The sequence below is a fragment of the Ramlibacter sp. MMS24-I3-19 genome (assembly GCF_050320135.1).
Classification (GTDB): domain Bacteria; phylum Pseudomonadota; class Gammaproteobacteria; order Burkholderiales; family Burkholderiaceae_C; genus Ramlibacter.
Genome location: NZ_CP190017.1, coordinates 1,585,557 through 1,608,201, shown reverse-complemented (window position 1 = coordinate 1,608,201; position 22,645 = coordinate 1,585,557). Strand labels below are relative to the sequence as shown.

Below are 22,645 nucleotides of genomic sequence, written 5' to 3'. Positions count from 1 at the left end.
CCGTTCCCCGGGTTCTGCAGAACACCTGACATGGCACCTATCGGCCACAAGCGGACGGCTCGAATGAAAACGGCCGCCTCGAGGCGGCCCTTCTAGGTGATCGCGAGCGCGTTCGGAGCTGCGTGCAGGTTATTTCTGCGGATGCAGCGCAGTACGGTACGGCCCGTCGGGAATGGCGCTCGGCCCAAGGACGAACACCTGCTGGTTGGCCTGCTTGGTCAAAGGCATGTAGTTGGGTGCTGCGCGTGTGATCGCGGCAGAGACTGCGGCCGAGATCAACAGCGCCAGCGGGCTCGCCCCACTGTTGTTGTTGTTCTGGGGGGTGTACCGCATCTGCTTGTTTTCTTTCCAGATCTCGACGCCGGCCTTGCTTACCAGCCGATAGTCGAAGTCCACCGTCACCGTGGTCGCCAGCACGGCGTACTGCGCGTCCCAGCGGTTGATGGTGACGTAGAGCACCGCATCTGCCCCGAATAGCTTGGCGAGCGTTTCCGGAGGCTGCTGGTGGATCTTCTCCGCTTCGTAGAACCCCTCCTGCTCGAGCACCAGCTTGGCCGTGTTGACGGGGAAGACGTAGTACCCCTTCTCTGCGAGAGGCACGGGCAGCGTGGCCAGCACGTAGTTGGGAGCATCGACATCCAGCGAGCGATTGATGGTGGGAACCACCAGGATTGACCGCGGTGCCGCTGCCGTGAAGGCGCTCATGTCTCGCTTGGCCGGCTGCACAGCACAACCGCTTGCCAGTGCAGCGAGCGCGACAGCAATCATCGTGCTACGGATCATTGCTTGGCCTCCTTGTGCTGCTTGGCGGCCTCGAGCCGCTCCAAGTTTTGGATCATGGCGGTCATGAGCTGGGTGCTCTCCGGCCATGTCTTGCGCTCGAGCGTGTAGTAGTCGATAGCCTTGCGCTGCGCACCGGACTGCAGGTACATCGTGCCGAGCTCGGCATAGAGGCCGGGGGCGACTTTGACGCCGGCTTTCTCGGTCTCCTGGATGTGCGATTCGAGCTTCATACGCATAGCCTCGGCCTTGGTCGGATCCTTGTAGGTGGCGTACAGGTTCTGCTCGTATCCGCCCCAGCGATAGAGACTGTTCTGGGTGGCACAGCCAACCAGGGAGAGCGCCAGCGCGGCGCTCGCGACGATCTTCAACATGGCACCCCTCATTTCAAGACGAACGACTTGTTCACACCGTCGGCGGCGTAGAAACGCTCGCTCAGCACGGTGCGTCCTCCCCAGAAGACCTGGAGATCGTGTGTCCCTGGGATTAGGCGCAGGGAGGCGGAACCATCGACGTACTGGCTGGCTTGGCCCATGTCGAGGCCGTCCACGAGTACCTGCGCCGCCCCGAGATCCGGGCTCGCGAGCTTGAAGCTCACCTGAGGCCGCAGATCGGAGACACCCACCTTTTCGGTCGGCATTTGCGTGCAAGCCGTCCCCAGTACCGCTGCGACCAGCAACGTCACGAACATCCCGCGGCGAATTGCGGTCCTCATTGCATGCCCTCCGGTGTGCGCACGGTTAGCTGGTCGGTGCGATAGCCCTCCATGGATCCTGAAGCGATGCTTGCAACTGAGCCCTCATTCAGTTCGGAGTCGCCGAACAACGCTTCAATTCGCAGTCGAGCGACGGCGCGGCCAGGCAATGTGATGAAGGCGCCGGTCTGCGGGGACTTGATACGTTCGCCGGCGGTCAGCACATCGAGCTGCATGCCGGGCCGAAGGCCCTGGGCCTTGCCGCCGCTAAGGAACACCCTTCCTGCCTCGGTCTTGAGAATGGCCGTCTGCCAAGGCCGACTGTTGAAGTCAGCGGCCAAGCGACTGACCGATTCGGAGACCGCCTGCCGGATGGCGGCGTCATTGAGCGTACCGTCGTAGGCGGCCTGCGACCCGAAGCCAAATGTCGATGCCGTTTCCGTCGATGCTTCGCCGGCTCCCGAAGTCGCGAACAGCACCTGCCCGGTCGCAACGTCAACGACCCGCACGTCCACTTTCGCGAACGCCACTTGGCGCTTGCTCGCCGATACGAAGCCGGTGGCACCGACCGTCTTGCGGCCAAACTCGGTGAGGGAGCCGATGATGAGCGCGTCGACGCCAATCAAATTGGCACGGGTCTCGCTGAGGCGAGCCTCGGCTTCCACCTTGCCGATATCCGGCCGCTCGAAGACCAAGAACGCCCCCGACTCAGTCAGCGCCTTGCTCATGAGGTCGGTGACTTGCTTGCCGAGCGGGTCCCCGCTGCTATCGCGAAGGAGCGACTGGCCGTACGATGTCTCATTGGTCATGCGACCGAGGGCGATCTTTCGCTTGAGCGCCGGCTTGGCCGGTGCTTGCGCGTGCAGGGCCTTCTGGGCGGCCTTTTGTTCTGCGACCGAGGGCGCAGCCTCCTTGGGAACCACCGGGGGGCCTGGACGGCACAACCCGCCATCAACAAGCCCGTGGAAGCGGCCGCGAGCGCCAGGAGCGTCCGGCGTTCACATATCTTCATCTCTCCTCCTGCTGTTTGAATTCAGGAGGCACCGCCTTCAGGAACGAGCGACGTGGCTCACTTCTCGACTCGAGCTCTCCCCGGCTGCGGTTATAGCTGAGTTGGTCGCCGCCGGATAGCGACGAAGGGTGGAGGTGTTGCACGCGTGCGATGGGGGGATCCCCGAATCGCGAAGCGAAGGTCCGCAGGATTGGAGGCCAACTAGGGCAGCTGATTCCGCTTGGCGCCTGGCGCATGCGCGCGCGGGCTCACTGAGACCCCACTGCAACGGCTGCCGCCGAGCAGGTTGGAGGCATACCCGAGCCGGAGTCCGGTCCTGGCCGTTAGCGGGCGCTCAACGTCTCAGTTCTCAACAGTAATGCTCCCCGGGGCTCGCCGGAGCGGCGCCTGAACGCGAGGCATCGGAGCTATACGCCGGGGACGTCCAACTTGCTTGACCGTCACTCGGCGCCTAGGGGGTGAATACTTCCATTCAACTGGGCGGCCAGGCTGACCTTTAGCCGGCCAGACGTACTTTCCGTCGTGGACGTAATACGACCTCATGCTCGGTAGCTTGCGACCGCGGAAAACGGGCGGTGCGGGCTCGAACCTCACTTCGTACACAGCCACTGCAGCAAGGCGCCGCCTCCTCCAGCGGAGAGTAGGCAACGCCTTCTTACGGCAGCCTTCTTCTCGCGTTGCAAGCCGCTTGATCAATACCTTCAGCTCGTTCTGAGTTGTGCGCCTCCAAAATGCAGCCCGGAGCAACTCGCTCCCTGGTGCAAGAGAATAGTTCCGCCTGTGCACTGAGATGGTCTCCGAGGAATTCATTCCAGCATACGGCACCGTGACGGCGGTTCTGCACGCAAGCTGACTGCCAATCGGAGAGTCCGCAATCGGCCAGAAGCAGCCTACGCGCCTTGTAGCGCCTCAGCTCGCACCGAAGGCGATCCCCTCAGGGCGACTTGAACGTGACGTCGATCGGAAACTCCATCTCACAAGGTCTTCCAGCGCAAAGTGCCGGCTTGAATTTCATGGGGAATAGCGTGGCAGTCACCACCTCCCGTAGCCGAGGATCTGGAAGTTCGAAGAACTCTATGCGATCGACATTTCCCGTGACGTCGATCCACGCTCTCGCCTTGAGTCTTCCCCAGGTGAGAATGAATTGCTGCGCCTTCGAAATGGCCGCGTAGATGGGACGCAACCCCTCCACCGGATAAGGAGGTTCTTCAGAGGTCTTCAACGACTCGAACCAGAGTCGAACGGTGTCTCGCTCCTCGGCAGACAGCTCACTGAAGCTTCGATTGATCGGTACCGGGCTCGGCGCGAGGTTGTAGCGACGAACAGAAGAACCTGTCGCGGCCGATTCGAGCCTCACTCCGTATTCAGGAGCGGCAACCTGCGCGTGCAGCGGATGCGTGACGCATGCGCCGGTGATAAACGCGATACGCAATGCGGCCGCAATCAAACGTCGGTTGAACACGTTTCCCTCCTCACCCGCCAGTATTTTTGGCTGCCGGATGCTAGAGGTCGAACAGTCAGGGCGCATCGGCCACAGCGACGGCGACCTGTCATCGTTAACAGGAGGAGCAGAGATTGAAGCACGGCTACTATCGGCCGAGAAGAGACATACGGCTGCGTGCGGCTTGGCTAGAGTCGTGGCATCTCGGATCGTGGGAGGGAACGATGTTTGGTCTTGCTGGAACCGTGCTGGAGCGCCGGTATGGGTTGGCGGGGCGCAGCGCCCTGGTCGCTGCGGCCATGGTGGTTTTGGGCATGCAGGCCTGCGCGGCACCGGCGAACACATGGCATCAGGTCGACTCCGTCGCGCCCGCGCTCTCCTCCTGGGAAGGCCGTGAAGTCGGCAAGACGTTCCCGAACCCTTTCACCGATCTGCCGGCGCAGAACGTCCATGGTCGTTGGCTGCGAGTCAGCGGCACTGTGGACGAACCGCGATCCGGGATGCAGTTCCTCCTGACTGTCTTCGAACAAGCGACGATCCGCACGCGTTCGGCCCCTGCACTTTGCAGACCTGACAATGTGGCCGGCCGCACCCGGTGCGTGGGACTGCTCTGGGTTCCACCCGAGGCGACAAGAGTCCGCGTCGTGGTGTGGGCCTCCCTTGCTCCCGGCCACATTCATGACGTGCGGCTCGAGATGGCAGATACGGGCTCGCCGCCCGCTGCGCAGATGCGGCAGCGGCTGGCTTCCATCATCGATCTGGTCCAGGAGCGCTATTACCGTAGCCACGAAGTGGACTGGCCCCAGCTGCGCGAGGCGTTCGCCGCGATTCCCGAGCCCCCCTCTGATGTCGATCCCTTGCCGACGCTTGTTCAGCTGTTGCGTGACCGCCTGCCCGGAAACCGGCACACGTCTCTTCGTCTCGCGTCGCCGGTTTCCTCCGCAAGCATCGAACTGCCTACGTGCGATCGTTGGCAAGGCGGCGTGTGGGCGCTGCACCTGCCGGCGACTTCCTTCAAGTACGAAGACGGGCTGCGTGCCTACGTCGAGGCTGCGCATGCATGCCTGGATCGCACACCCGCGTCGACGCCGTGGGTCATCGATCTGCGAGGCAATCAGGGCGGAGGGATGCATCCGATGCTGGCGGCCGTCCAGGACTTCTTCGCACCGGGTCCGCTCATGACGTTCCTGGACGAATCACTTCAGGTGAACTCTGACAAGGTGGCGATCGCCCCCGAGGGACTCATCCAGTCCGGAGAGGTGATCGTTCCGGCATCTGCGCCACTGACTGGCCGGCGCGCAGCTGCTCGGGTCGTCGTGGTGATCGACAGCAGCTGCGGGAGTGCCTGCGAGACCGTTGCGATCGCTTTTCGGGACCGCCCCGGCACGCGGCTGGTGGGCGAGCCGACTGCGGGACTGACAACAGGCAACGTGGGACACCCGATCAATGAGGACTACACGCTGACCTTGACAGAAGGCTACATGGCCGACCGTTGCGGCAAGCGCGTCCCGGAGCGCATCCCCCCGGACACCGTCATTGATCCGAAGGACGAAGCAGCTGCCGCAGCAGAGCTGCGTCGGCTGGTGTCTGCGCGCCTCCCTGGCGAGGCGCCCAAGCCCTGCGAACGCGGATGAAGTAGTGACGCTTCAGCGCCCTAAAGCCCCTCTGGCCGGAAGCGACCGCTGACAGTTGACGCGTGAACACTCGCGCAGACGTCGCAATCGCGGGCCCCGAAAGCCTTGCTGCCTCGCAGGCCGAACGCATTCTTCGGTCTCTCCCCGATTGGTTCGGACGGGAGGACTCCCTGCTCGACTATGCGTCGGATGCGGGGCGCTTGCCTACATTCGTTGCACGCCGAGCGGGCCATGCGAAGGGCTTTCTGACAGTGCTCCAGAAGGCTGAATACGCTTGGGAGGTGCACTGCATGGCAGTTCACTGCCAACTGCGTGGGCAGAAGATCGGGGCGGGTCTCCTGGACGCACTGGAGGAATGGCTGCGAGTGCGCGGCACGCGCTGGCTGCAGGTCAAGACAGTGGCAAGCAGTCATCCGAGTGCAGCCTATCAAGAGACCCGGGCCTTCTACGCTCGATGCGGCTTCGAGCCGCTCGAAGACCTTCGAAGATCTTTGGGGTCCAGGCACATCCGCCCTCCAACTGGTCAAGCGACTCTGACCCACTTTGTCTGCTTCCGGCCAGAAGCAGCCCGAAGCGGAGGGCCGCTCATTCTGGCGAGTCAAGTTGCGACTAATCCGTCATCCGAACGATCTCGTGTCATCAGGACAGCGAACGCGCGCAGCATGGCAGCGGCGAAGGGCTTGACCCAAGCCCGACAGCAACTAGAGCGCCCCGCCAATGCGAGAACGGAAGGGCCGCAGCCGTGCCCACGATGCTCCGACGGACTGCTCAATCCACTTTCGCAGCTGTCGCCATGACCACGCCCCCCACTTCCCCGACTCGCTTCGGATCCATGTGGCGAACTGCTCGGGCGTGCTCGCGATCACTTCGAATTCCATGTCCTGCAGGCGGGGTTCGACGTCAGGCCTGCGCAGGATCTTCACGAGCTCGCGGTGGTAGCGGTCGATGATTGGCTTCGGGGTGCCAGCCGGCGCCCAGCAGGCCCACCCAGCCCGTCGCATCCATGTCGCGATAGCCGAGCTCCACAAGCGTCGGGACGTCCGGGGTACCTGGGAATCGCTTCTCACCACTGGAAGCGAGAAGCTTCAGGCGCCCCTGCTTGGCGAACTGGAGTACGTTGCCAGGCACCATGAAAGCGACGTGGACGTTGCCCGCAAGAAGATCCGTGACAGCCGGCGTAGCACCGCGGTAGGGAATGTGAGTGGCCTGGAAGCCCGCGGAGCGCTTGAACATCTCCATGGTGAGATGCGAAGCGCTGCCTGTCGCGACGGACGCATACGAGTACTTGCCTGGACAGGCCTTTGCCTTCTCGACGAATTCCTTAACCGAGCTGAAGTCCGCAGAAGGTCCAGCAACCAGGTACTGCGGTGACTTCACGGCCAATGTTATGGGCGCGAGATCCTTCTGTGGATCAATCGGATTCTTCGGAAACAGCGAAGGGTGCGAAATCCAGCTGGCCTCCGACGGCGGCCAGGGTCCGAACCGGAAGATTCCGGAATCCATCCTGCGCACCGTCCCAGAGGGTCGCGTGGCCGGCAATGGCGAAGTCCACCGGCTCATCTTCGACTCGATGCTTCGGCGCGCCGGAATCACGTAGCACTGAAACCCAAGGCAGAACTTTTCCAGAGGAGACATTCTCATGAAGCAATCGCTGTTCCGCACCGTCGCGATCGCAGGCGCCTTGTTCTCTGCGAGCCTGGGCGCATTCGCCCAAAGCTATCCCACCAAGACGGTGACCATCGTGGCGCCGTTTTCGCCAGGCGGGTCGGCCGACGGCATTGCCCGCGTGATCGCGCGTGAACTTGGCTAGGTTCTGGGCCAGAGCGTGATCGTCGACAACCGGCCGGGCGCCGGTGGTGCAACCGGTCTTCTGTTGGTAGCGAAGGCGAACCCCGATGGTTACACCATCGGCATGGGCGCAACGGGCGCGATCGCCATCGGGCCGCACCTTCCCGACGCGCCGCCCTTGAACCCGGAAAAGCAACTGCAGCCGCTCGCCAAAATTGCGGACATTCCGCTCGTGCTCGTTGCTGGTTCGAAGTCAGGCTTCACGAACCTGCAAACGCTCATCGAAAAGGCGAAGACCAACGAGGTGCCGACGGCGAATTCTGGCCAGTACACGGCGCACCACCTGTCCGCCGAACTGTTGGCCAGCATGGCCTCGATCAAGTTGCCGGCAGTGCCGTACAAGGGCAGTTCTCCTGCCGTGGTCGATCTCATGGGCGGACAGGTCCCTGTCGGGATCGTCGACCTGACGTCCGTGGCCGGTCAGCTCAAGACGGTTCGCTCAAGGCTCTGGCAGTCACGAGCGGCACGCGCTCCAAGCTGGCACCGGAGATTCCCACCATGGCAGAGGCGGGCGTGCCTGGCTACGCCGCGCCGGCCTGGATGGGAATGTTCGCTCCGAAGGGGCTTCCCCCCGCCGTCACCGACAAGCTGGCGAAGAGCCTCAAGACGGTGATGGACAACCCGGAAGTCCAGAAGCAGATCATCACGCTGCAGGCAGACCCCTCCTACCTCGATCCGCAGCAGTTCACCAGCTTCATCGACGTCGAATCAAAGCGCTGGGCCACGGTCATCTCGACTTTGCCAAAGCCGCAGAAGTGACTCACCGAAGTGCCAGGCCTCCGTTTGCCAGTCGCGCCTGATCGCAGGCGGGGAGCGAGGCTCCACGCTTGCGCGTGCGCTGCTCCGTGGAGCGCGTCGAATGGCTGCTGGCCGATAGCGGACGCTGACCAACGGATTGACACTCCGCCGGTTGGAGTTCGCGCGTTTGGTGCGGAATCGAGCTCTCCAAAGGCCGCGCAATCGCCCGCGCGAATCCCCTATGTAGGTTCGGAGCGAATGTGACTTACTTTCGCAGTACGTGACCGCTGACGCGCCCGGGAACCACCGTCGCCGACGCGGACGCTCCTGGAGAAGGTTGAAATCGGAGGTGCCGTTCTCGCGCAGCACGCATACCTCTCCGTCGATGACCTGACGGCCACCAGGTAGGCTGGCCAACGTCTCCAGGATCTCAGGGAACCAGCGGCCGCAATCTGCGCCTGACTTCGTCTGCAGCTGCACGCGAGCTGCGATGGCTTGTATCCGGCATCCTCAGTGGCCGGCTGGGAGCCGTCGTCCTTCTCGATGCCGGCCAGGCAGCGATACCCATCGTGCTTAAGCTCGTAGATCCAGTCGGGATTGGTGAATGGCGCCCGAAGCGCCTCAGGGGCTCGCATAGGGGCAGGTATGGTGATCACCGGGGGACCAGAGGTGGCTCAATCGCGCCATGCCTGCGCTACTCGCGACCACCTTGCGCGCGATTCAACTTGACTGCTCAGACCCCTGGTCTTCTCGGTGAGACATAGCGCGAGTTTGATTTGCGCCCGGCGGGTTGTCCGAGAGCATGGGGACCCAGTTCATGAGGCAATCCCTGCAGATCAGTCGGTTACTTGAGAAACGGCGATCTGGACCGCCATCAATCCGCTGGTACGCCCACCGAGCACCGCCTTTGGTGCCGCACTCGCCACACGCCGGCTTCTTCCTTTCCGCCTCCTTCGCCCACCACCACGCAAACCCAATCAGAGCTGCCAGTCCTGCAATAAGTGCCGCCATGCGCACCCAAGACGCCAAGAACCAAGCCACCAAGCACGCAAAAATCAGCAGCCCGAAGAACTCTTCGGAACCCTTATCGCGTGATGAGCGGCTCATGATCTCGCATCGTACGCGGCAAAAGCGGCACGCATCTCCTTGCATCGCGCGTCTGAATGCCGAATCCACCAAAAGTATGAGTTGGCAGTTGATGGTTTTCAGCCGGGGAGCTTTTCTGTGCGGCATGACCGCGGGAACTTGGTAGCCAACTGATGCCGCACGGCCGAGTCGCCGTTAACACAATGCGCGGCCGGTAACTCTGCGCCTCATTGCGGTAACTTCCTCACGCGAGGAGACTCGCGCGGCGCAGAACGCGCGAAGGAGTGAACATGAAGAAAGCAGCGCTCGCGATATCGCTTTGCGGAATTCTGGCCGGTGGACTCGCAACGGCGCAAAGCAAAGACAAGTACGTCATCGACCCCGCGCCGTCCGGCAAAGAGCGGAGTGAGACCGCCGCCGATGTAAGAGGTGGAGGGACAGTCACTCATCCTGGGAAGGATGCTCCGGTCACCGAATCAAGGCAAGGTAACCGAATCAAACTTGATTACGACACCAAGGGTCAGCCCGGGAAAGAAGACGATACGACGTACATCATCCGCACACCTCAAGGCAGCAAATCTACAGGCCAAAAGTGAACAAGGGGCTGCGCAGCTGGCGGTGGCTAGTCGCCGTCAGCTGTCTTTCTGCTACGTCATTGCATGCGCAAGACACCCACGTTGACGTATGGATTAGGTCGTTCATCGCCAACAAACATCCCTCTCTGCCTGACTACATCAAGCGCGCCGCGAACGGATTGTTCGTGATACCCGCACCGAACCTGCCAGCGCCGCCACCACTCGAAATCGCCCGGCTCTCGGGGACATGCTTCACTACCGACCAGAGAGATTCCTTCTCAAGTGCGCTTGATGAGTCAGCTCGAATAGGCGTATATGTCCGGATAGTCGTGAAGGGAAGGGAAATCACATCAGTCACCACGATTGATGGCAAGCCTCAGGTGGTCGTGGGGCCGACCAAGAACGTCGACTGCGCCTCGGGAGTTGAACTGCAGCCAAGCCGGAAGACTGCGGCGGACGCCACGACAATCACTCAGGTTGTCAAAGGGGAGGGATACCGTTCGTTTTCAGTTCGGATTTCGGGCGGCGACCCGTTCTACCAAGTGCTTGGCCTGCCTGTAGCGCCCAGGATCGACTCTGAGATTCTGTTCATGTACGACGTGGCGACGCGGAATCTGTCCATATCTGGAGCCTCAGAGGACTTCCCTTGGTACGAGGCGTACTACCGAAAGGGAGCCGGCCCAACTAAGACAATTGTTCAAAGAGCGCCTGTCGGCGAGTCGACCGCGTTTAGCCTGTTTGACTTCGGGACCGGGGTTAACCTCACAAATTTCAAGTTAACAGTTAATCTGCTGGCTGATTAGCCGCGGCAGGATGCAAGACCAGGGCCGATGCACGCGGCCCTCCGAGCGCCCGCGACGCGCGCCGTGCAACCCGTGGCTCTAGTCAGTGAACTGGCCAGGGAACAGGCGTACGTAGAAGCGGTCCGTCTCGCCGTGCCGGTCTGATCAAGCGATGCCCCTCCCTTTCTCAGAGCATCGACTCAGGTCGATTGAGGACTGCAACACGGAAGCTACTCGACGGATTTCCCGGAATCGATGAACTGCGGCACGCAGTTGCCCATGCCGGGGAGTTCGACGCCCATCCCGAAGATCACGCGCCGGATGGTCTGTACGCTCTCACCATGCTAGGGGAGAACGGTAGGTTCAGCGCACCGTTCCGGAAGACCGTCTATCACCTCGACATCACTGCTCAAACTCTTGCGCTACTGGAGGAGGTGGTCAAAGAGTTCTACTCGGGCTTCATTCCAGCTGCGAAGCGGCTTGACGAGGAGGGCCATATCGAATGATAGGAAAGCAAGCGGCGTCGGCCTCCCCTGACGGAGCACAAATGCCACGGGGGGTGAAGACGCCGAAGGCTGCTGCGGCCAGAAGAGGTCTCAGCATCGGGAGCGTCTTCAATTAAGATCGATCGCCGATGGAGGGGGATGAGCACGTGAGCACCAAATCAGACCGAGACAATCGATCGAACCAGCTCAATCCCCGCCACGGCGCGTACTGGTCGTCTCGCGGTGGAGACCACGACGAGGCCGAAGACGAGGCCGAGTCTGAGTGGATTGTTCGGGATCGGGCCCGGGCTGCATCAGAATGCCCGAGCGTTGCGATCCACTTGGCGGCGGATTTCGTCGGAAACAACGGTGAGTGGGTGCGCCTCGAAGGCATGGAGCCGGTGGGCGAGTCTCCTGTTCAGGCAGCCGGCGACTGGTTCTGGGTTTGCCTGAAGGGATTGGAAAAGATCTGGGCAGCGGAGACCACGTACGCTCAGCTGTACGTGAACGGTGCGCGCAGCACAATGTTTCTCCGGCGGCCGGACCTTGCAGGTCATCCAATGTCCGACCGGGCGAATGAAGGAATGGCCAAGCTGCGGGAAGCGGAATTGGGCGGAGTTCCTCGCTGCCGCGCGGTTTTGACCGTTCGCGGCTCCCCCCGTCTAGTCAGGATCCGTGGCGCTGACGCATCCTTGCGTATTTACTGAGGTGCATAGCCGGCACCCCTCTTGGGGCGGGCGCTTTGCGGCATGGAGATCGGACCATCCACACATGTTGAGAACGGACACTACCGAGGGGCGCACCGTTGCCCTCTACTGGGACTTCGAAAACATCCATGCAGGGCTGTGCGAGGACAGAGAGCCCGGCTCCTATCGAAGCCCCGACGCTCGCTTCAGACCGCAAGAACCTCTGGTCAACATCCAAGCGGTGGTGGACTTGGCTGCGTCTTTCGGGCCCATCGCTATTAACCGTGCGTACTGCAACTGGCAGTTCTACGGCCGATACAGGGATGCGCTGCTGCAGAACGCGGTGGAGCTTGTCCAGCTGTTTCCACCTGGCGGTGCGGCTAAAAACGGCGCCGACATCAAGCTCTGCTTAGATGCGACTGAGGACATTGGCAGGTTCTCTCACGTTGGAACTGTGATCATCGTGGGAGGCGACAGCGATTTCATGCCTGTGTCGCAGAAGATCAAAGCGGCAGGTCGAACACTGATCGGCGTGGGCACACGCAAGGCGACAAACCGGCATTGGGCTAAGAGCTGTCACGAATTCCGGTACTACGAGAACTTGGTGGAAGTTAGAGAGGAGGTGGCGGCCGCAACTGCACCCGCTACCGAGGGGGGCACCGATGCCGCCCCCGCAGACCTGCAATTTCCAGCCGTTCCGCAGGTCGATGCGGAGGAGAGGACAAATAGTACATCGGTAGCCTTCCCAGGAGATCACTTCGAGCTTATCCGCCGTGCCCTGAGGCTTCTCGCAGAGAAGCGCGGCGATCCTTGGATCAACAAGGCGGAGATCCTCCCAATGGTGAAGCGTCTCGACCCTACATTCGATGTCACGGAGCATGGCTTTACCACCTTCTCTGGGCTGCTCAAGGGTCTGGATGCCGTCGTCGAGGTGCGGAAGGGGGAATACGACCAGCAGGTGCGGCTACGGTAGCCTCACGCGAGCTTGCGACGCGCAGGTCCATCGTCGTGCTGCGTGCCCGAGACAGAGTGGCCGATTAGCAGCTTTGAGCGCCAAGAGGACAACCCGATCCCACGCGCGGGCAGCCACCCTAATCGCTTGTGACGCAGTACTCCGGACGCGGCGTGCTAAGACCGGCCGCCAATTCGGACCGGTTAGGATTTCGAGCAGAGTGGACAAGCCCAGGGTCAGCAGCAACGAATGAGCAGCGATAACTTAGTGACACTCCATCTTGTCGTACCGATGAGTGTGGAGCCTACGCCGGATAAATCAATTTTCGGGCGATTCGACCGAGTTCTACGCGTTGTCGGTGCTCCTAGGCAGGTGATGGTGCGGCCTCGGATGATCACGGCCGTGGCGGAGACCAAGTTTCGTACGAGAACTGGCCTTCCCGTATCGGTGGTCGGTCTGCACGGCAAAGACGAACTGCTCGTCGTCGGCCCCGCCTGGGCGTTGCGCGAGCTGGCAAACGGGCGCGCAACGCACGACCTTAGGCCTGTGCAGAGCGAGTTCGATGTTCTCGAGGACGTTAAGCAACATACGTTGGAGGAAGTGCTCTGGCTGGCGAGAGTCCCCCAGCTTGTCGCCCAAGTCCAAGAGATGCAAGGCAGACCAGTAGTCGCTGTGAAGGGACACGCTGACTTATTGCGAGAGACCTGCAGCACCGCTGCGCCAACTGTATTTCGCGATGAGCAGTGGCCACTCCTCGAAAAGGAGATTGTTGACACTGAGCCCCTAGAAGCTCCGCTGGCAATGCAGTTCTTGCGCGGTTTCTTCTGGTGCGGCGAAGAAACGATTTTCGAGTACTTCGACAGTGTCCACCCGGACGAGTTCGCAAAGCAGTACCTAGCCGAGGCAGTAAGCCACTTCGACAGGATCGTTCGGAGGCTCGCGGCAGCAGAGGATCCGCATCCAGCTTGGTGGCTGAGCTGGGACGGCGAAGCAGCTACACGTCTGCCGGAGTTCAGGTCAAACTTTTTGACAGACTCTGGTCGCAACGTGTGTCGCTACCCGGTAGCTGGTGAGGATTCGATGCGCCTGCTCTCGCCGCGGCGCTACAGCATGCATCGACGATGGCGAACTCTGGTCCAGAGCAGGGAGGAAAGTGCATCGAAGGCTGAGTGAGTGAGCGGTGCGCAAGACGGTGCAGCATGCGGCGACAGCCGACGAGTCATTGGTGTCGCAGCACGGCGGATTGTTCATCCGGCGGTCGCCAGTAGGGGGCCGCAACGGTTGACACTCCGCAGCCGTAGCGGAACACGGCTCCTTGAGGGCCGATCCACCGCTGCTACTCGACTAGCCGTGGTCACGGCCCCGCTTGGCTGCAGCCCGGAAACCTTCATCGAGGACATACGCGTCGAACTTGTCAGGGTGCACAAACCAGCGTCCAGCAAGCATCAGCAGCGCACCCGAGGCGATCAAATCCGACCTATGCCGTCGCAAGAACCACGTCATGGAAGTCTTGGACGGGAAAACATTGGTGCGCGTCGCCCCGTACTCGTCCAAGAGAAGCAGCCGGGAGAGATCGTCAGCCATCGCGCTTTCCGAAACGCGAGCTGAGTGTCGCCTGTGCCGCCTAGCTGAGGCTGTCCTGCCCTGGTAACGAGATGGGCTGGCACCAGACCAGGCGAAAACCGCAGTAAAGCTCGAGAGGTGGCGATGCCTGGGAGTTGGTGGCGGAACAACTGGCGGAATGAAGGGGAGGCGCCCTGCAGGCCAGTGAACACGTGGGCCTTGACAGACTCCTGCTCCGCCTATTTCCATCCGTGTGGCGCACCACGGGCTGCCGGGGTCATCTCATCGTGTGGATGTCAAGCATTTACTGGTGCGACCTAGGCAGACGTCGTTCTCCCGCGCCAGCAAGGCCAAAACAGCTCCGCAGAGGGAGTGATGGGGCGCCCACCTTCCTTTGTTAGCCAGCGATGGCCATCCCAGAAATGGCGTCGGACCGAGTTCAACAACCGACGTTCGTAGATGCCCGCACGCGCCGGCACAACCGTCGCCGGGAACCACCGGGTTCGTTCTGGGCCGGGAGGTTCCGTGTCGTTATGAAGGTCGGCCCAAGCCGTTGGTGAGTGCTGTGCGAGCGCAACACCTGCCTGCCGCCTTCTACGTCTGGCCTCCGCAGCCGCCCATTTCACGTCCCGAACCGTCAGGCTCGGAGCAGGGATCACGAGTGGTATGAGCTCATCCTCCCGCCCACGCCCGCCCGCAGCCCACAACTCGAGGATCGCGCGGGCAAGAACCGGCAGATGGCGCCGAATCCAGCGCAGCTCCGTCTGGGCTACCGAAAGAGGTAGCTGGATCTCTATCTTCACTGTAGGTTCTCCATCCCACGAGCATGCCGAAACAGCGCCGCGCGCGTTCCGCTCGTCCCTTCAAGTTGCTGGACTGCAACTTCACTTTCGATATTCAGACCTCCAAGAGCAGGGCGGACTCGAAATCTTTGTTCTCGAACCGAGAGCGCCGGCGATCCAGTGGATAGCCGCGCGGATTGCACACCACCCGGGCATGAACTGCCCCTTCTGTGACAACGTAATGGCAGCTGTCGTGAGTGTGTCCGTGCAGCCAAAGGTCCGCGCGAGTGATCAGCGATTCGGGTAGGTTGCTGGCGAAACCGGGCGTGAGCGGGTCCAACTCAAAGCGCGCAGCCACCGACTTTCGATGCGGCAGGTGGTGCGTCACCACAACTGTCGGCCCTGAGAACGCCGCGGACAGAGCTCGCTGCAACCACTCTCGGCTTGTTCGGTGCCTGAGGAGAACGTCTGATGGCTGCAGCGGGTCGCGACCGACGGTACTTGTCTGTCGGGCTATCAATCGGCAGTCCTGCAGGCCAGATCGGTACATTGCCATGGCAGCTGGCCGCTCTTGCTCGCCCAAGTAGGCGAAGTCGGTCCACAGGGCCGCGCCCAGGAAGCGCACGCCACCGATCACGACCTGGTCGTCCTCAAGGAATTGCACCCCGTGCATCAACGCGGCTGCACGAAGTTCCTCCAACGTCGCCGTCCAGTGACCCGAGTAGAACTCGTGGTTGCCGCAGACGTAGATGACTGGTTTGTTGGCGAAGACCCGACGGGCCCAAGCAATTCCTTTCACGCCAACATCAATATCGCCAGCGAGCACGATGACGTCGGCCGCGGCGCAGGCGCGAGCGTCCGGCTCGTAGTCTGCGAACTCGATGTGAAGGTCGGAAAGCAGGTGCAACTTCATGGCGTCCCCGAGGTCAGGCGAACTGTGGCCGATCAAGCTCTCGCTCCTTCGTCCGCCCAGCGATCAAAACCAAGTGACGGTGTACCCGGCCAGCTCCGCAGCAGCGACCACCACCGCACACAGCCCTTCGATGAACTCGCCCTGCTGCAGACGGGTTGCGAGCGCGGCGGGACTGTAGTGGCTGAACCGCGCTCGCAGATCGCGTACTTGCGGCGAATGCGGTTTCATCAGCAAGATGTCGCTGTCCTCCATCAGCTCCACCGGGATTACAGCGAAGCCGCACGCTTCGAAAGGGGTGAGAACCAGTACATCGCTGCATCCGTCGCCGAGCGCCAGCAGTGCTGACCAGTGCGCTAGCTGGCGACGAGACAGCTCCAGGCTGACGTGGTGCATAGGCTGGCGGCAGGCGCTTCGGCATGCGCTTCCTAGCGACCGGCAAATGCTTCGGCAGCCGCTTTCACTGTCGCCAGTTCTTCCGCGAGGAGTGCTTCGAGCGGAGTCCGGCTTGAGAGGGAGCCCAGCGGACTCGTGAAGAACCGCAACTTCGCTTCGCCGGGCAGGTCGCCGAGCGCTCTGGTGACCGAGTACAGCCGGCGCCGGTCATAGATCGGGTCGCCGTAAAAGGCTGGGTACATGCGATTACCGTCGTGATCCATGAAGAACACGCGATGCGCGGCCAGCGCCTCCTCCAGCCCGCTTGCCGACCATCCTAGACGTTTGATGAACGTGGCCTCGTCCAGCAACTCTGCTTTGTCCATCATCTTCCTCACACGCGTGCTACCGCCGCTTGAGATGCGCCTCGCATTCGCGCGAATGGATTCGGCTTCATGCGTGGCTCGCCCGACCCCACCGAGACTCGGCGCGCCATCGGCTGTGATCCGGATGATCTTCTCCTGGGGGCCCTGATCTCCGGCCCGCCGGAGTTCCAAGACTGCGAGGAACAGCGCGGGCGCCAGGCGCTTGAGCCACCTAAGCTCCTCCGGACGGACCTCAAAGGGCAGCTGAATATCGATGCGCATCTCCCTTGGGCATGTCCGACGGCCTAATGGGCGCTCGGTTCTGCTTGATAGAGCAATCTTCCCCGGTCGGTCGCGGCGTGAGGGGTCAAGAACGCGTCATGCAGTACCTCTGAGTCGCCAAACCTGAATAGCAGCTGGCCGGTGCTTTCGACGTGCGTCCAAACCTCTCTAGCGGGGTTTACCGACCACTTGGCAGAGAGCGGGACCATCGTCATGCACATCACGCTGAGTCTTTCTTCGACAGGAACGGACTCAATCACCTGCTCCAGCGTGTTGTCCCAGGCCACCGCAATCGTTTGAGGTAAGTACCCGTCCGGGTACTTCTGCCGGAACGTAAATAGAAACCACGGCGCCTCGGTCGACAGGATGACGGCGCGATAGCCCTCCTTGCCGCGCCCATACAGAGCTTCGGGAAGGAACTGTTTGAACCTGGGGTCGGTTAGGAACATTCGAGATCAGGAAATCGAAAAACTGCACACACCACACTGTGCCAAGCGGAACGCGCAAGGGAAGGGGTGTTCGTACGTTGGTTGGGGGAGAGCCGGACCAGCGGATAGCGCTGTGCCCGCACAACTGCTGTCCCTCTTCACGGGCACCGATGGTGTCCGGCCGCTCGCGCGGGCGCAAGCACTTTCCATTACGAAATTCGTGCAGCGCGCCAGGTGGCTATACGCGGCGCCGGAACGGTCCGGCGTACGCGAAGGGCCACATGAAGAAAGCAGGAAAAGGGCGCGGGCGCCCGGGAATCACCCGGGACGACGTGAAACGCGCTTGCGAGGAACTCGAGAAACAGGGCAGGTTCGTTGGCCCCACCAACGTGAGGCTCGTACTGAAGACGGGAAGTCTTCAGACGATCACAAGCCATCTCCGCGCGTTGGGTTACCCAGGCGGACGAAGGACGAGGAACCACTAGACGATGTTCAGGCGGCCCCGTTTGGGGCCGCCTTTTCATCCCGCAGCCGCGGGTGCGTATGCCACGCAGTTCCAAGCCGCCTCGGCGGGCGCGTGAGCCCGAACCTGCGTCGCGGACATCTCACGCCACGAATGCGAAGCGAAATCCAAACCGAGGGCCCTACACAAGGAGCGAGTTTCCAACCCACTCGCCCGAGCCGGTGTGCGAGGCCATCCCGTGTTTGCTTAATGAGTTGTGCAGCTCCTGCCATGCCATGCATAGGAGCTGCAAATGCCGAAGAAAGTTATTTCAAATCAACGACTTGAGTCAGATGGCCATTACGTTCCCCGGGCTCGCTTCATGAGAGCTCGCCGACCCCGATACGCCGCCGAACCCGGGCGCCCAAGCGTCCCATGTCCCTATCTTCCCTGACCTTTGCTCAACTGAAATCCACGATGGCCGAGCGAGCGCGCGCCGGCCAAGGCATCGCGGCCTCGTCCCTCCCCAACGCCTTCAGTGCCCTGAAGCAATTCATGCAGCAGCTCGGCTGCACTGATGAGCACTTCGTCGGTTCCTTACTTCGTGCGGGGTACTTCCGCAACCTGCGCGAGCACGAACAGCTTCTGAGAAGCGAGGGGCGTTCGGCGGAGTACCGGGCCAACCGCAAGACTCTTCTCAAGCAGTGGCGGCGCCTGGTGCTCGATCTTGACAAAGCACAAGCGGGCCAAAGCCGCACCGAGAGTCCCCTCCAGCGCGCTTTGCGGGAACTGCTGCAAGGCGGTGTCACCATCGAAGCTCTGGCCAAAGGGGCTCGAGTGCCGCACGGCACACTCAAGCGCTGGCTGGGCGGAAGTATTCCCCAACGCGGCAAGCTGCCCTATGTGCGGCAACTGGAGACCCACTGTAATCTACCTGCTGGAACCCTCACCGATCTGCTTCCTTGGAAGGTCACCGCGGCGCGGCAGCCGGGCGACAACGATGTTGTCTCGCAGGATATCCAGCATCGTCAACGCCTTGGGGTCAACACCAAGGACGTGTACGCGCTGAAGAACCCGAGTGACGCATGTCGGCAAGAGTGGGCCGCCTTCGTGGAATACAAGACGGGTCTTTCCGCATCAGGATTGGCGCGGCAGTCGCGTGGAAAGTGGGCCACCACGACGCGGCCGGGCGTGAGGGAGCCACGCTGGTATGAGATGGTCCAAGTGCGCGTGCTCGGCCAGCAGTCGCAGAACTGTCCGACGGCCCGGATCATTTGGACGCACCTGGCACAGTATCTTGGCTGGCTTGCCCGGCCGAAGGAAGCGGGCGGCGCCGGAATTCCTCCTGCACAGGCGCAGTCCTTGGCGTGCCTACTGGAAGCCGAGCAGGTCGAGGACTATCTTCAATGGCGCGTTGCGCGCAGTGGCGGCATCCTTCACACCGGACTGACTGTCTTCCTAAACTTCATCAGCAGCGTCTGCCATCCGGTGACGGGTTACCTCACGCAAACGCGCGATCGATTTCCGTGGCACTGCGACTCAGGAAGCGAGGAGAAGTGGAAGCAGCGGTGCCAGTCTGCCTTCGAGCAGGCGCGGTTGTTTGCACGGCAGGTGAAAGCTGAAGGGCGTCGTTCGCGCGACTCGAAAGAGCCGATTGCGTACATGCTTTCACTCCAAAACCCCCTGGCGGCCGTCACCGAGGCCATCGCTCGGATGGACGCGGCGCGCCCATGTGCCGGGGGGCAGGCCGAAGCGATTTGGATGCGCGACCGCGTGATGGTCAAGTTGCTGGCATCCAATCCGCTGCGCGCCAAGAACCTGAAACTACTGACATTCGATTCGGGCGGCAGCAAGGTGCATGCGCAACTACGCAAGGTCAACGGCGTTTGGCGCATCGCCATTGACAAAAAAGACTTCAAGAACGCGAACGGAGCAGCAAAGGACCGGCCCTACGACATGCCGGTGCGCCCCGAAGTCTGGGCAGACCTGGAGGCGTATATCCGAGACTACCGTCCGCTACTGGCAGGTCCTGACAACCCGTACCTTTTCGTCTCAAGCGATAACCCGGACGAGCCGTATTTCGGCATCAATCGGCGCTTCCAGGTGATCACGAGGGAGTACTTCCCGCAGTGCCCAGGGGTCGGGCCACATGCCATGAGGCACCTGGTTGCCACGACCATCCTAAAGACGCATCCAGGCGCGTGGACTGCGGCGGCATTCGCGCTTCATGACCGTGAAGAGACGGTCCGGGCCAACTACGCGCACCTGTCCAGCAATGATGCGGCAATCTGGTTAGATGGCATCATGAAGGAGGCAATGTCGGGAATGTAGTTGTGCGCGCTGGATGGCGTTCGGCGTGTGCTCGCGTTGCCGGCTTAGTGACTTGGTTGGGCCCCACATGCGCGAAGGAGCTGCTTCGACAGTCCGGGGTCCGCATTGGCCCAAACACGCAATGGCGGCTCTCGGCCAAGAGCAGCCCCGCGTCACCGAGCACACTGACTCTTCAACCAGTTCCGTGCGATCTGCAGGTCGTCCTCGCCACCAGTGCCGCGCAGCGTTGGTTCCACAGGGCCTTCCTGAATGAGGCCTGCCGGATCGGCCATGCGCGACGCTGAGACCGCGACGTAGGCGCCATCACGCAGCTCCAAGACGCGGTTTGCGGTCACGTAATCCGCTGTGGGCCGGCCCACGAGAACCGTTCGCGGGCGTGATCGCAGCGCGATCGCGACGGCCTCACCCGAACTCGCGGCGTGAGGGCCAATCAGGACAGCAACGGGGACGTCGCGAAGGTGCGCCCCAGCAATTGACCCCATCACTGGGTAATCGCCCAGATTGATGATTCCATCGCGCGCTGACCAGGACTTCGCGCCCTCAGCAGTGACGAATTGCCCCAGCACCTGATCAGGGAAAAGCGCCGAGATGCCGACAAGCATCGGCCACATGTTGCCCCCGCCGTTGTTTCGCAAGTCGATGACCAGTCCGCACTGGCTCTCCTGGGTCTTTGCTTCCAGTGCCTCGCGCAGGTCCGCGGCGAAGCGCTCGAATGCCCCCTTTCGGCGGTCCATGAAGGCCGGGATGGACAGCACGCCAGACTCGCTCCCGAAGGCTGGTGCCAATTGGCCGTCGCCGCCCGCGCGGGTCACGCCAGCGGCTTCCGACGCGGGCGCCGGAAGATTGAACGAGCTATGGCGATCCTGCAGCTGCTGGAGCGCAAGTTGCAGGGCGGGATAAGTGTCCGAAGGGGTTCGAGCACCGGCCGCCTGCTCCAGAGTCCACGCCCTGAGCTGCGGCCATCCTTGCGACGGGGGGAAGATACTGACCTGCTCGACCTTCGCGAGCGCCTCCAGCACATAGCTTCGTGCCTCTGGGCTGATGGCCGCGCCGGAGGGCGGCATGCGCCGTGCGAGCCGGAGATGCACAAACCCGCTTTGTGCGCCACCGCTGGCCAAGCCACCCAGCGTCAGCGTGAACGAACCGTGCTGTGGCCCGCTCGTCCCCGTCTACTTTGATGGCTGCCGACAGGACGTACGCGTGACCTTCCGACGCCTCCAAGCGGAAGCTTCTTCCAAATCCCGCAGATTCGGAGCCTGAGACAACGGCCAATCGGAACTCGCCGGCGGTCGGCGTCTGAAAATATGTATACGCTCCGAACGCTCGCCAGCCCTGTGTGCTGTCGGTGGGCACGAGCTCGGGTGGGACGGAAAAATCGGGCTGCGGCGAAGCCGCAATGCTTGCTGCCATGGCGCTGCCAAGGACCAGGCCGGCTAACGTCAGGACCATGCGGGCGCCCAAGATCTTCATTTCGTTGTCCTGCCTTTGCCGCCGAGCTTGCCGTAAGGGAACGAAACTCGCAATTGACAAGACCGCGATGTGAGTACGACAGCGCCCGGCTTTTCGATGGCTCGCACCGATGGCAGCTTCCGGCCAACAGCGGCCATCAAGATGCGCCTTGAGCATCTGGGACCGTTACACAACTGGCTCATTCTGGACGGCTCCGATCGCAAAGTGTCTTGTGCCGTTGGCTAACGGATTCTCCGAATCCAGAAGAAAGAAGTTGCAGGGGACATATACCCCAGGCGTCATCAGACTAGCCCACGAGGTGCCCTCATGACGAAGACGGCAGATTACGCGCGCCACCTTACGCCCTTCCACGATGACCGGTGTGTCGAGGCTAGCCTCCGGTTGAGCGCTGTCGATGTGTAAGTCCAACTCGGCGAATCTTGCGCCCCCGTTCACGGTAACGAAGTCCCACGGATCGCTGAAACTTGCCTTGATTCGCACTCGTGCCCCGAGAAGCCTTGGGGAGAAGAATACGGCAGAAGGCCGTGCGTGGCCGGACGTGCGGCCAGAAGCGGAGGTGCATCGCCTAGGCAGGCGGAAGTCTGTGCGCCTGAGGCCTGTCCCTCAATTAGAACCCGCCCTTCCGGCGATGAAGAGCGCTACTCCCGCCATCCCCACTAACCAACCCAATGCTATGACGAGCGCAGCTGGCCTTGGCGAATCTGTCAATAAGCCAAGAACAAAGCCAAAGTCGCTGATGAAGAAACCTAGGCACGAAACTCTCCAGCCTCGGCCGGCTTCTATCGGCGACCCGGCGATCGACAAACACACCCACGCCTGCCAGCAGCAGGAGCAGCCCTCCTGGTGCGAAATAGATCGCGAGAGGATGCGTCATGCGAATTAGGCTTTGCGTTCGGAAGTCTATCGCCGGATTAGCGGAGCTTCCCCGGAGCCACTGCGCGGCCGATGTCCGGTGCTGGCCGAAGCGCCCACGCGTCGCGCTCT

23 protein-coding genes and 1 pseudogene are annotated in these 22,645 nt (G+C 61.9%); 12 read left to right on the top strand and 12 right to left on the bottom strand.

Annotation, left to right across the window (positions count from 1 at the left end; genetic code table 11):
* Window positions 1-129 precede the first annotated feature (129 nt).
* From ACPWT1_RS08020 to ACPWT1_RS08000, 5 genes are all read right to left on the bottom strand, one after another.
* Window positions 130-783: a DUF799 domain-containing protein gene (locus ACPWT1_RS08020; RefSeq protein ID WP_427914846.1), complete on the bottom strand. Its 654-nt coding sequence runs from the start codon at window positions 781-783 to the stop codon at window positions 130-132.
* Complete coding sequence (locus tag ACPWT1_RS08015) at window positions 780-1,154, bottom strand: DUF4810 domain-containing protein (RefSeq protein ID WP_427914845.1); 375 nt, start codon at window positions 1,152-1,154, stop codon at window positions 780-782. Before ACPWT1_RS08015 ends, ACPWT1_RS08020 begins: the two co-directional genes overlap by 4 nt.
* An 8-nt stretch (window positions 1,155-1,162) precedes the next feature.
* Window positions 1,163-1,471: a hypothetical protein gene (locus ACPWT1_RS08010; RefSeq protein WP_427914844.1), complete on the bottom strand. Its 309-nt coding sequence runs from the start codon at window positions 1,469-1,471 to the stop codon at window positions 1,163-1,165.
* 20 nt (window positions 1,472-1,491) lie between these two features.
* Window positions 1,492-2,397 carry a CsgG/HfaB family protein gene (locus ACPWT1_RS08005; protein WP_427914843.1) on the bottom strand — a complete coding sequence of 302 codons (906 nt, stop codon included), beginning with the start codon at window positions 2,395-2,397 and terminating at the stop codon, window positions 1,492-1,494.
* A 1,023-nt stretch (window positions 2,398-3,420) separates the two neighbouring features.
* The gene (locus ACPWT1_RS08000; RefSeq protein WP_427914842.1) at window positions 3,421-3,948 is read right to left on the bottom strand and encodes a hypothetical protein; all 528 of its coding nucleotides are present in this window, start codon (window positions 3,946-3,948) and stop codon (window positions 3,421-3,423) included.
* 203 nt (window positions 3,949-4,151) lie between these two features.
* Between ACPWT1_RS08000 and ACPWT1_RS07995 the strand changes: the two genes are divergently transcribed.
* Window positions 4,152-5,561: a S41 family peptidase gene (locus tag ACPWT1_RS07995; protein WP_427914841.1), complete on the top strand. Its 1,410-nt coding sequence runs from the start codon at window positions 4,152-4,154 to the stop codon at window positions 5,559-5,561.
* Between the two features lie 62 nt (window positions 5,562-5,623).
* On the top strand, window positions 5,624-6,358 hold the full coding sequence (locus ACPWT1_RS07990) for a GNAT family N-acetyltransferase (protein WP_427914840.1): 735 nt from the start codon (window positions 5,624-5,626) through the stop codon (window positions 6,356-6,358).
* Between the two features lie 103 nt (window positions 6,359-6,461).
* Here the strand turns inward: ACPWT1_RS07990 and ACPWT1_RS07985 are convergent, their stop codons facing one another.
* The gene (locus tag ACPWT1_RS07985) at window positions 6,462-7,064 is read right to left on the bottom strand and encodes a Bug family tripartite tricarboxylate transporter substrate binding protein (protein WP_427914839.1); all 603 of its coding nucleotides are present in this window, start codon (window positions 7,062-7,064) and stop codon (window positions 6,462-6,464) included.
* Window positions 7,065-7,200: 136 nt separating this feature from the next.
* On the opposite strand from ACPWT1_RS07985, the gene ACPWT1_RS07980 reads away from it, so the two are divergent.
* The 9 genes and pseudogenes from ACPWT1_RS07980 (at window position 7,201) to ACPWT1_RS07940 (ending at window position 13,886) form a co-directional block, all read left to right on the top strand.
* Window positions 7,201-7,371 (top strand): hypothetical protein, encoded by a 171-nt coding sequence (locus ACPWT1_RS07980; protein WP_427914838.1) that lies wholly within the window; start codon window positions 7,201-7,203, stop codon window positions 7,369-7,371.
* A gap of 15 nt (window positions 7,372-7,386) precedes the next feature.
* Window positions 7,387-8,168, top strand: a pseudogene (locus tag ACPWT1_RS07975) (Bug family tripartite tricarboxylate transporter substrate binding protein).
* A 988-nt stretch (window positions 8,169-9,156) separates the two neighbouring features.
* Window positions 9,157-9,399 (top strand): hypothetical protein, encoded by a 243-nt coding sequence (locus ACPWT1_RS07970; protein ID WP_427914837.1) that lies wholly within the window; start codon window positions 9,157-9,159, stop codon window positions 9,397-9,399.
* A gap of 124 nt (window positions 9,400-9,523) precedes the next feature.
* Window positions 9,524-9,829 (top strand): hypothetical protein, encoded by a 306-nt coding sequence (locus tag ACPWT1_RS07965; RefSeq protein ID WP_427914836.1) that lies wholly within the window; start codon window positions 9,524-9,526, stop codon window positions 9,827-9,829.
* Window positions 9,826-10,611, top strand: a complete 786-nt coding sequence (locus tag ACPWT1_RS07960) for a hypothetical protein (RefSeq protein WP_427914835.1) — start codon at window positions 9,826-9,828, stop codon at window positions 10,609-10,611. The genes ACPWT1_RS07965 and ACPWT1_RS07960 overlap by 4 nt, the downstream gene beginning before the upstream one ends.
* Before the next feature lie 188 nt (window positions 10,612-10,799).
* A complete protein-coding gene (locus tag ACPWT1_RS07955) occupies window positions 10,800-11,096 on the top strand; it encodes a hypothetical protein (RefSeq protein ID WP_427914834.1) in 297 nt (98 codons plus the stop codon).
* Between the two features lie 146 nt (window positions 11,097-11,242).
* Window positions 11,243-11,782 carry a hypothetical protein gene (locus ACPWT1_RS07950; RefSeq protein ID WP_427914833.1) on the top strand — a complete coding sequence of 180 codons (540 nt, stop codon included), beginning with the start codon at window positions 11,243-11,245 and terminating at the stop codon, window positions 11,780-11,782.
* A gap of 64 nt (window positions 11,783-11,846) precedes the next feature.
* Window positions 11,847-12,734, top strand: a complete 888-nt coding sequence (locus ACPWT1_RS07945) for an NYN domain-containing protein (RefSeq protein WP_427914832.1) — start codon at window positions 11,847-11,849, stop codon at window positions 12,732-12,734.
* Between the two features lie 369 nt (window positions 12,735-13,103).
* Entirely contained in the window at window positions 13,104-13,886 is a 783-nt protein-coding gene (locus tag ACPWT1_RS07940; protein WP_427914831.1) for a hypothetical protein, read from the top strand.
* A gap of 171 nt (window positions 13,887-14,057) precedes the next feature.
* Here the strand turns inward: ACPWT1_RS07940 and ACPWT1_RS07935 are convergent, their stop codons facing one another.
* From ACPWT1_RS07935 to ACPWT1_RS07915, 5 genes are all read right to left on the bottom strand, one after another.
* Window positions 14,058-14,297 carry a hypothetical protein gene (locus tag ACPWT1_RS07935; protein ID WP_427914830.1) on the bottom strand — a complete coding sequence of 80 codons (240 nt, stop codon included), beginning with the start codon at window positions 14,295-14,297 and terminating at the stop codon, window positions 14,058-14,060.
* A gap of 876 nt (window positions 14,298-15,173) precedes the next feature.
* Complete coding sequence (locus ACPWT1_RS07930; protein WP_427914829.1) at window positions 15,174-16,007, bottom strand: metallophosphoesterase; 834 nt, start codon at window positions 16,005-16,007, stop codon at window positions 15,174-15,176.
* Between the two features lie 27 nt (window positions 16,008-16,034).
* Window positions 16,035-16,364 (bottom strand): hypothetical protein, encoded by a 330-nt coding sequence (locus ACPWT1_RS07925; protein ID WP_427914828.1) that lies wholly within the window; start codon window positions 16,362-16,364, stop codon window positions 16,035-16,037.
* Between the two features lie 32 nt (window positions 16,365-16,396).
* On the bottom strand, window positions 16,397-16,990 hold the full coding sequence (locus ACPWT1_RS07920) for a hypothetical protein (protein ID WP_427914827.1): 594 nt from the start codon (window positions 16,988-16,990) through the stop codon (window positions 16,397-16,399).
* Between the two features lie 23 nt (window positions 16,991-17,013).
* Complete coding sequence (locus tag ACPWT1_RS07915; RefSeq protein ID WP_427914826.1) at window positions 17,014-17,439, bottom strand: hypothetical protein; 426 nt, start codon at window positions 17,437-17,439, stop codon at window positions 17,014-17,016.
* Window positions 17,440-18,295: 856 nt separating this feature from the next.
* Between ACPWT1_RS07915 and ACPWT1_RS07910 the strand changes: the two genes are divergently transcribed.
* The gene (locus tag ACPWT1_RS07910) at window positions 18,296-20,191 is read left to right on the top strand and encodes a hypothetical protein (RefSeq protein WP_427914825.1); all 1,896 of its coding nucleotides are present in this window, start codon (window positions 18,296-18,298) and stop codon (window positions 20,189-20,191) included.
* 152 nt (window positions 20,192-20,343) lie between these two features.
* Here ACPWT1_RS07910 and ACPWT1_RS07905 read toward each other — a convergent pair whose 3' ends face one another.
* Window positions 20,344-21,279, bottom strand: a complete 936-nt coding sequence (locus ACPWT1_RS07905) for a S41 family peptidase (RefSeq protein ID WP_427914824.1) — start codon at window positions 21,277-21,279, stop codon at window positions 20,344-20,346.
* Window positions 21,280-22,645: the final 1,366 nt, after the last annotated feature.

Excerpts from the sequence above, each read along its gene's own strand:
- ACPWT1_RS08020 (WP_427914846.1), bottom strand. The coding sequence starts at position 783 with ATGATCCGTAGCACGATGATTGCTGTCGCGCTCGCTGCACTGGCAAGC.
- ACPWT1_RS08015 (WP_427914845.1), bottom strand. The coding sequence starts at position 1,154 with ATGTTGAAGATCGTCGCGAGCGCCGCGCTGGCGCTCTCCCTGGTTGGC.
- ACPWT1_RS08010 (WP_427914844.1), bottom strand. The coding sequence starts at position 1,471 with ATGTTCGTGACGTTGCTGGTCGCAGCGGTACTGGGGACGGCTTGCACG.
- ACPWT1_RS07995 (WP_427914841.1), top strand. The coding sequence starts at position 4,152 with ATGTTTGGTCTTGCTGGAACCGTGCTGGAGCGCCGGTATGGGTTGGCG.
- ACPWT1_RS07985 (WP_427914839.1), bottom strand. The coding sequence starts at position 7,064 with ATGGATTCCGGAATCTTCCGGTTCGGACCCTGGCCGCCGTCGGAGGCC.
- ACPWT1_RS07980 (WP_427914838.1), top strand. The coding sequence starts at position 7,201 with ATGAAGCAATCGCTGTTCCGCACCGTCGCGATCGCAGGCGCCTTGTTC.
- ACPWT1_RS07970 (WP_427914837.1), top strand. The coding sequence starts at position 9,157 with ATGCGCACCCAAGACGCCAAGAACCAAGCCACCAAGCACGCAAAAATC.
- ACPWT1_RS07965 (WP_427914836.1), top strand. The coding sequence starts at position 9,524 with ATGAAGAAAGCAGCGCTCGCGATATCGCTTTGCGGAATTCTGGCCGGT.
- ACPWT1_RS07945 (WP_427914832.1), top strand. The coding sequence starts at position 11,847 with ATGTTGAGAACGGACACTACCGAGGGGCGCACCGTTGCCCTCTACTGG.
- ACPWT1_RS07940 (WP_427914831.1), top strand. The coding sequence starts at position 13,104 with ATGATCACGGCCGTGGCGGAGACCAAGTTTCGTACGAGAACTGGCCTT.
- ACPWT1_RS07935 (WP_427914830.1), bottom strand. The coding sequence starts at position 14,297 with ATGGCTGACGATCTCTCCCGGCTGCTTCTCTTGGACGAGTACGGGGCG.
- ACPWT1_RS07925 (WP_427914828.1), bottom strand. The coding sequence starts at position 16,364 with ATGCACCACGTCAGCCTGGAGCTGTCTCGTCGCCAGCTAGCGCACTGG.
- ACPWT1_RS07920 (WP_427914827.1), bottom strand. The coding sequence starts at position 16,990 with ATGCGCATCGATATTCAGCTGCCCTTTGAGGTCCGTCCGGAGGAGCTT.
- ACPWT1_RS07915 (WP_427914826.1), bottom strand. The coding sequence starts at position 17,439 with ATGTTCCTAACCGACCCCAGGTTCAAACAGTTCCTTCCCGAAGCTCTG.
- ACPWT1_RS07910 (WP_427914825.1), top strand. The coding sequence starts at position 18,296 with ATGTCCCTATCTTCCCTGACCTTTGCTCAACTGAAATCCACGATGGCC.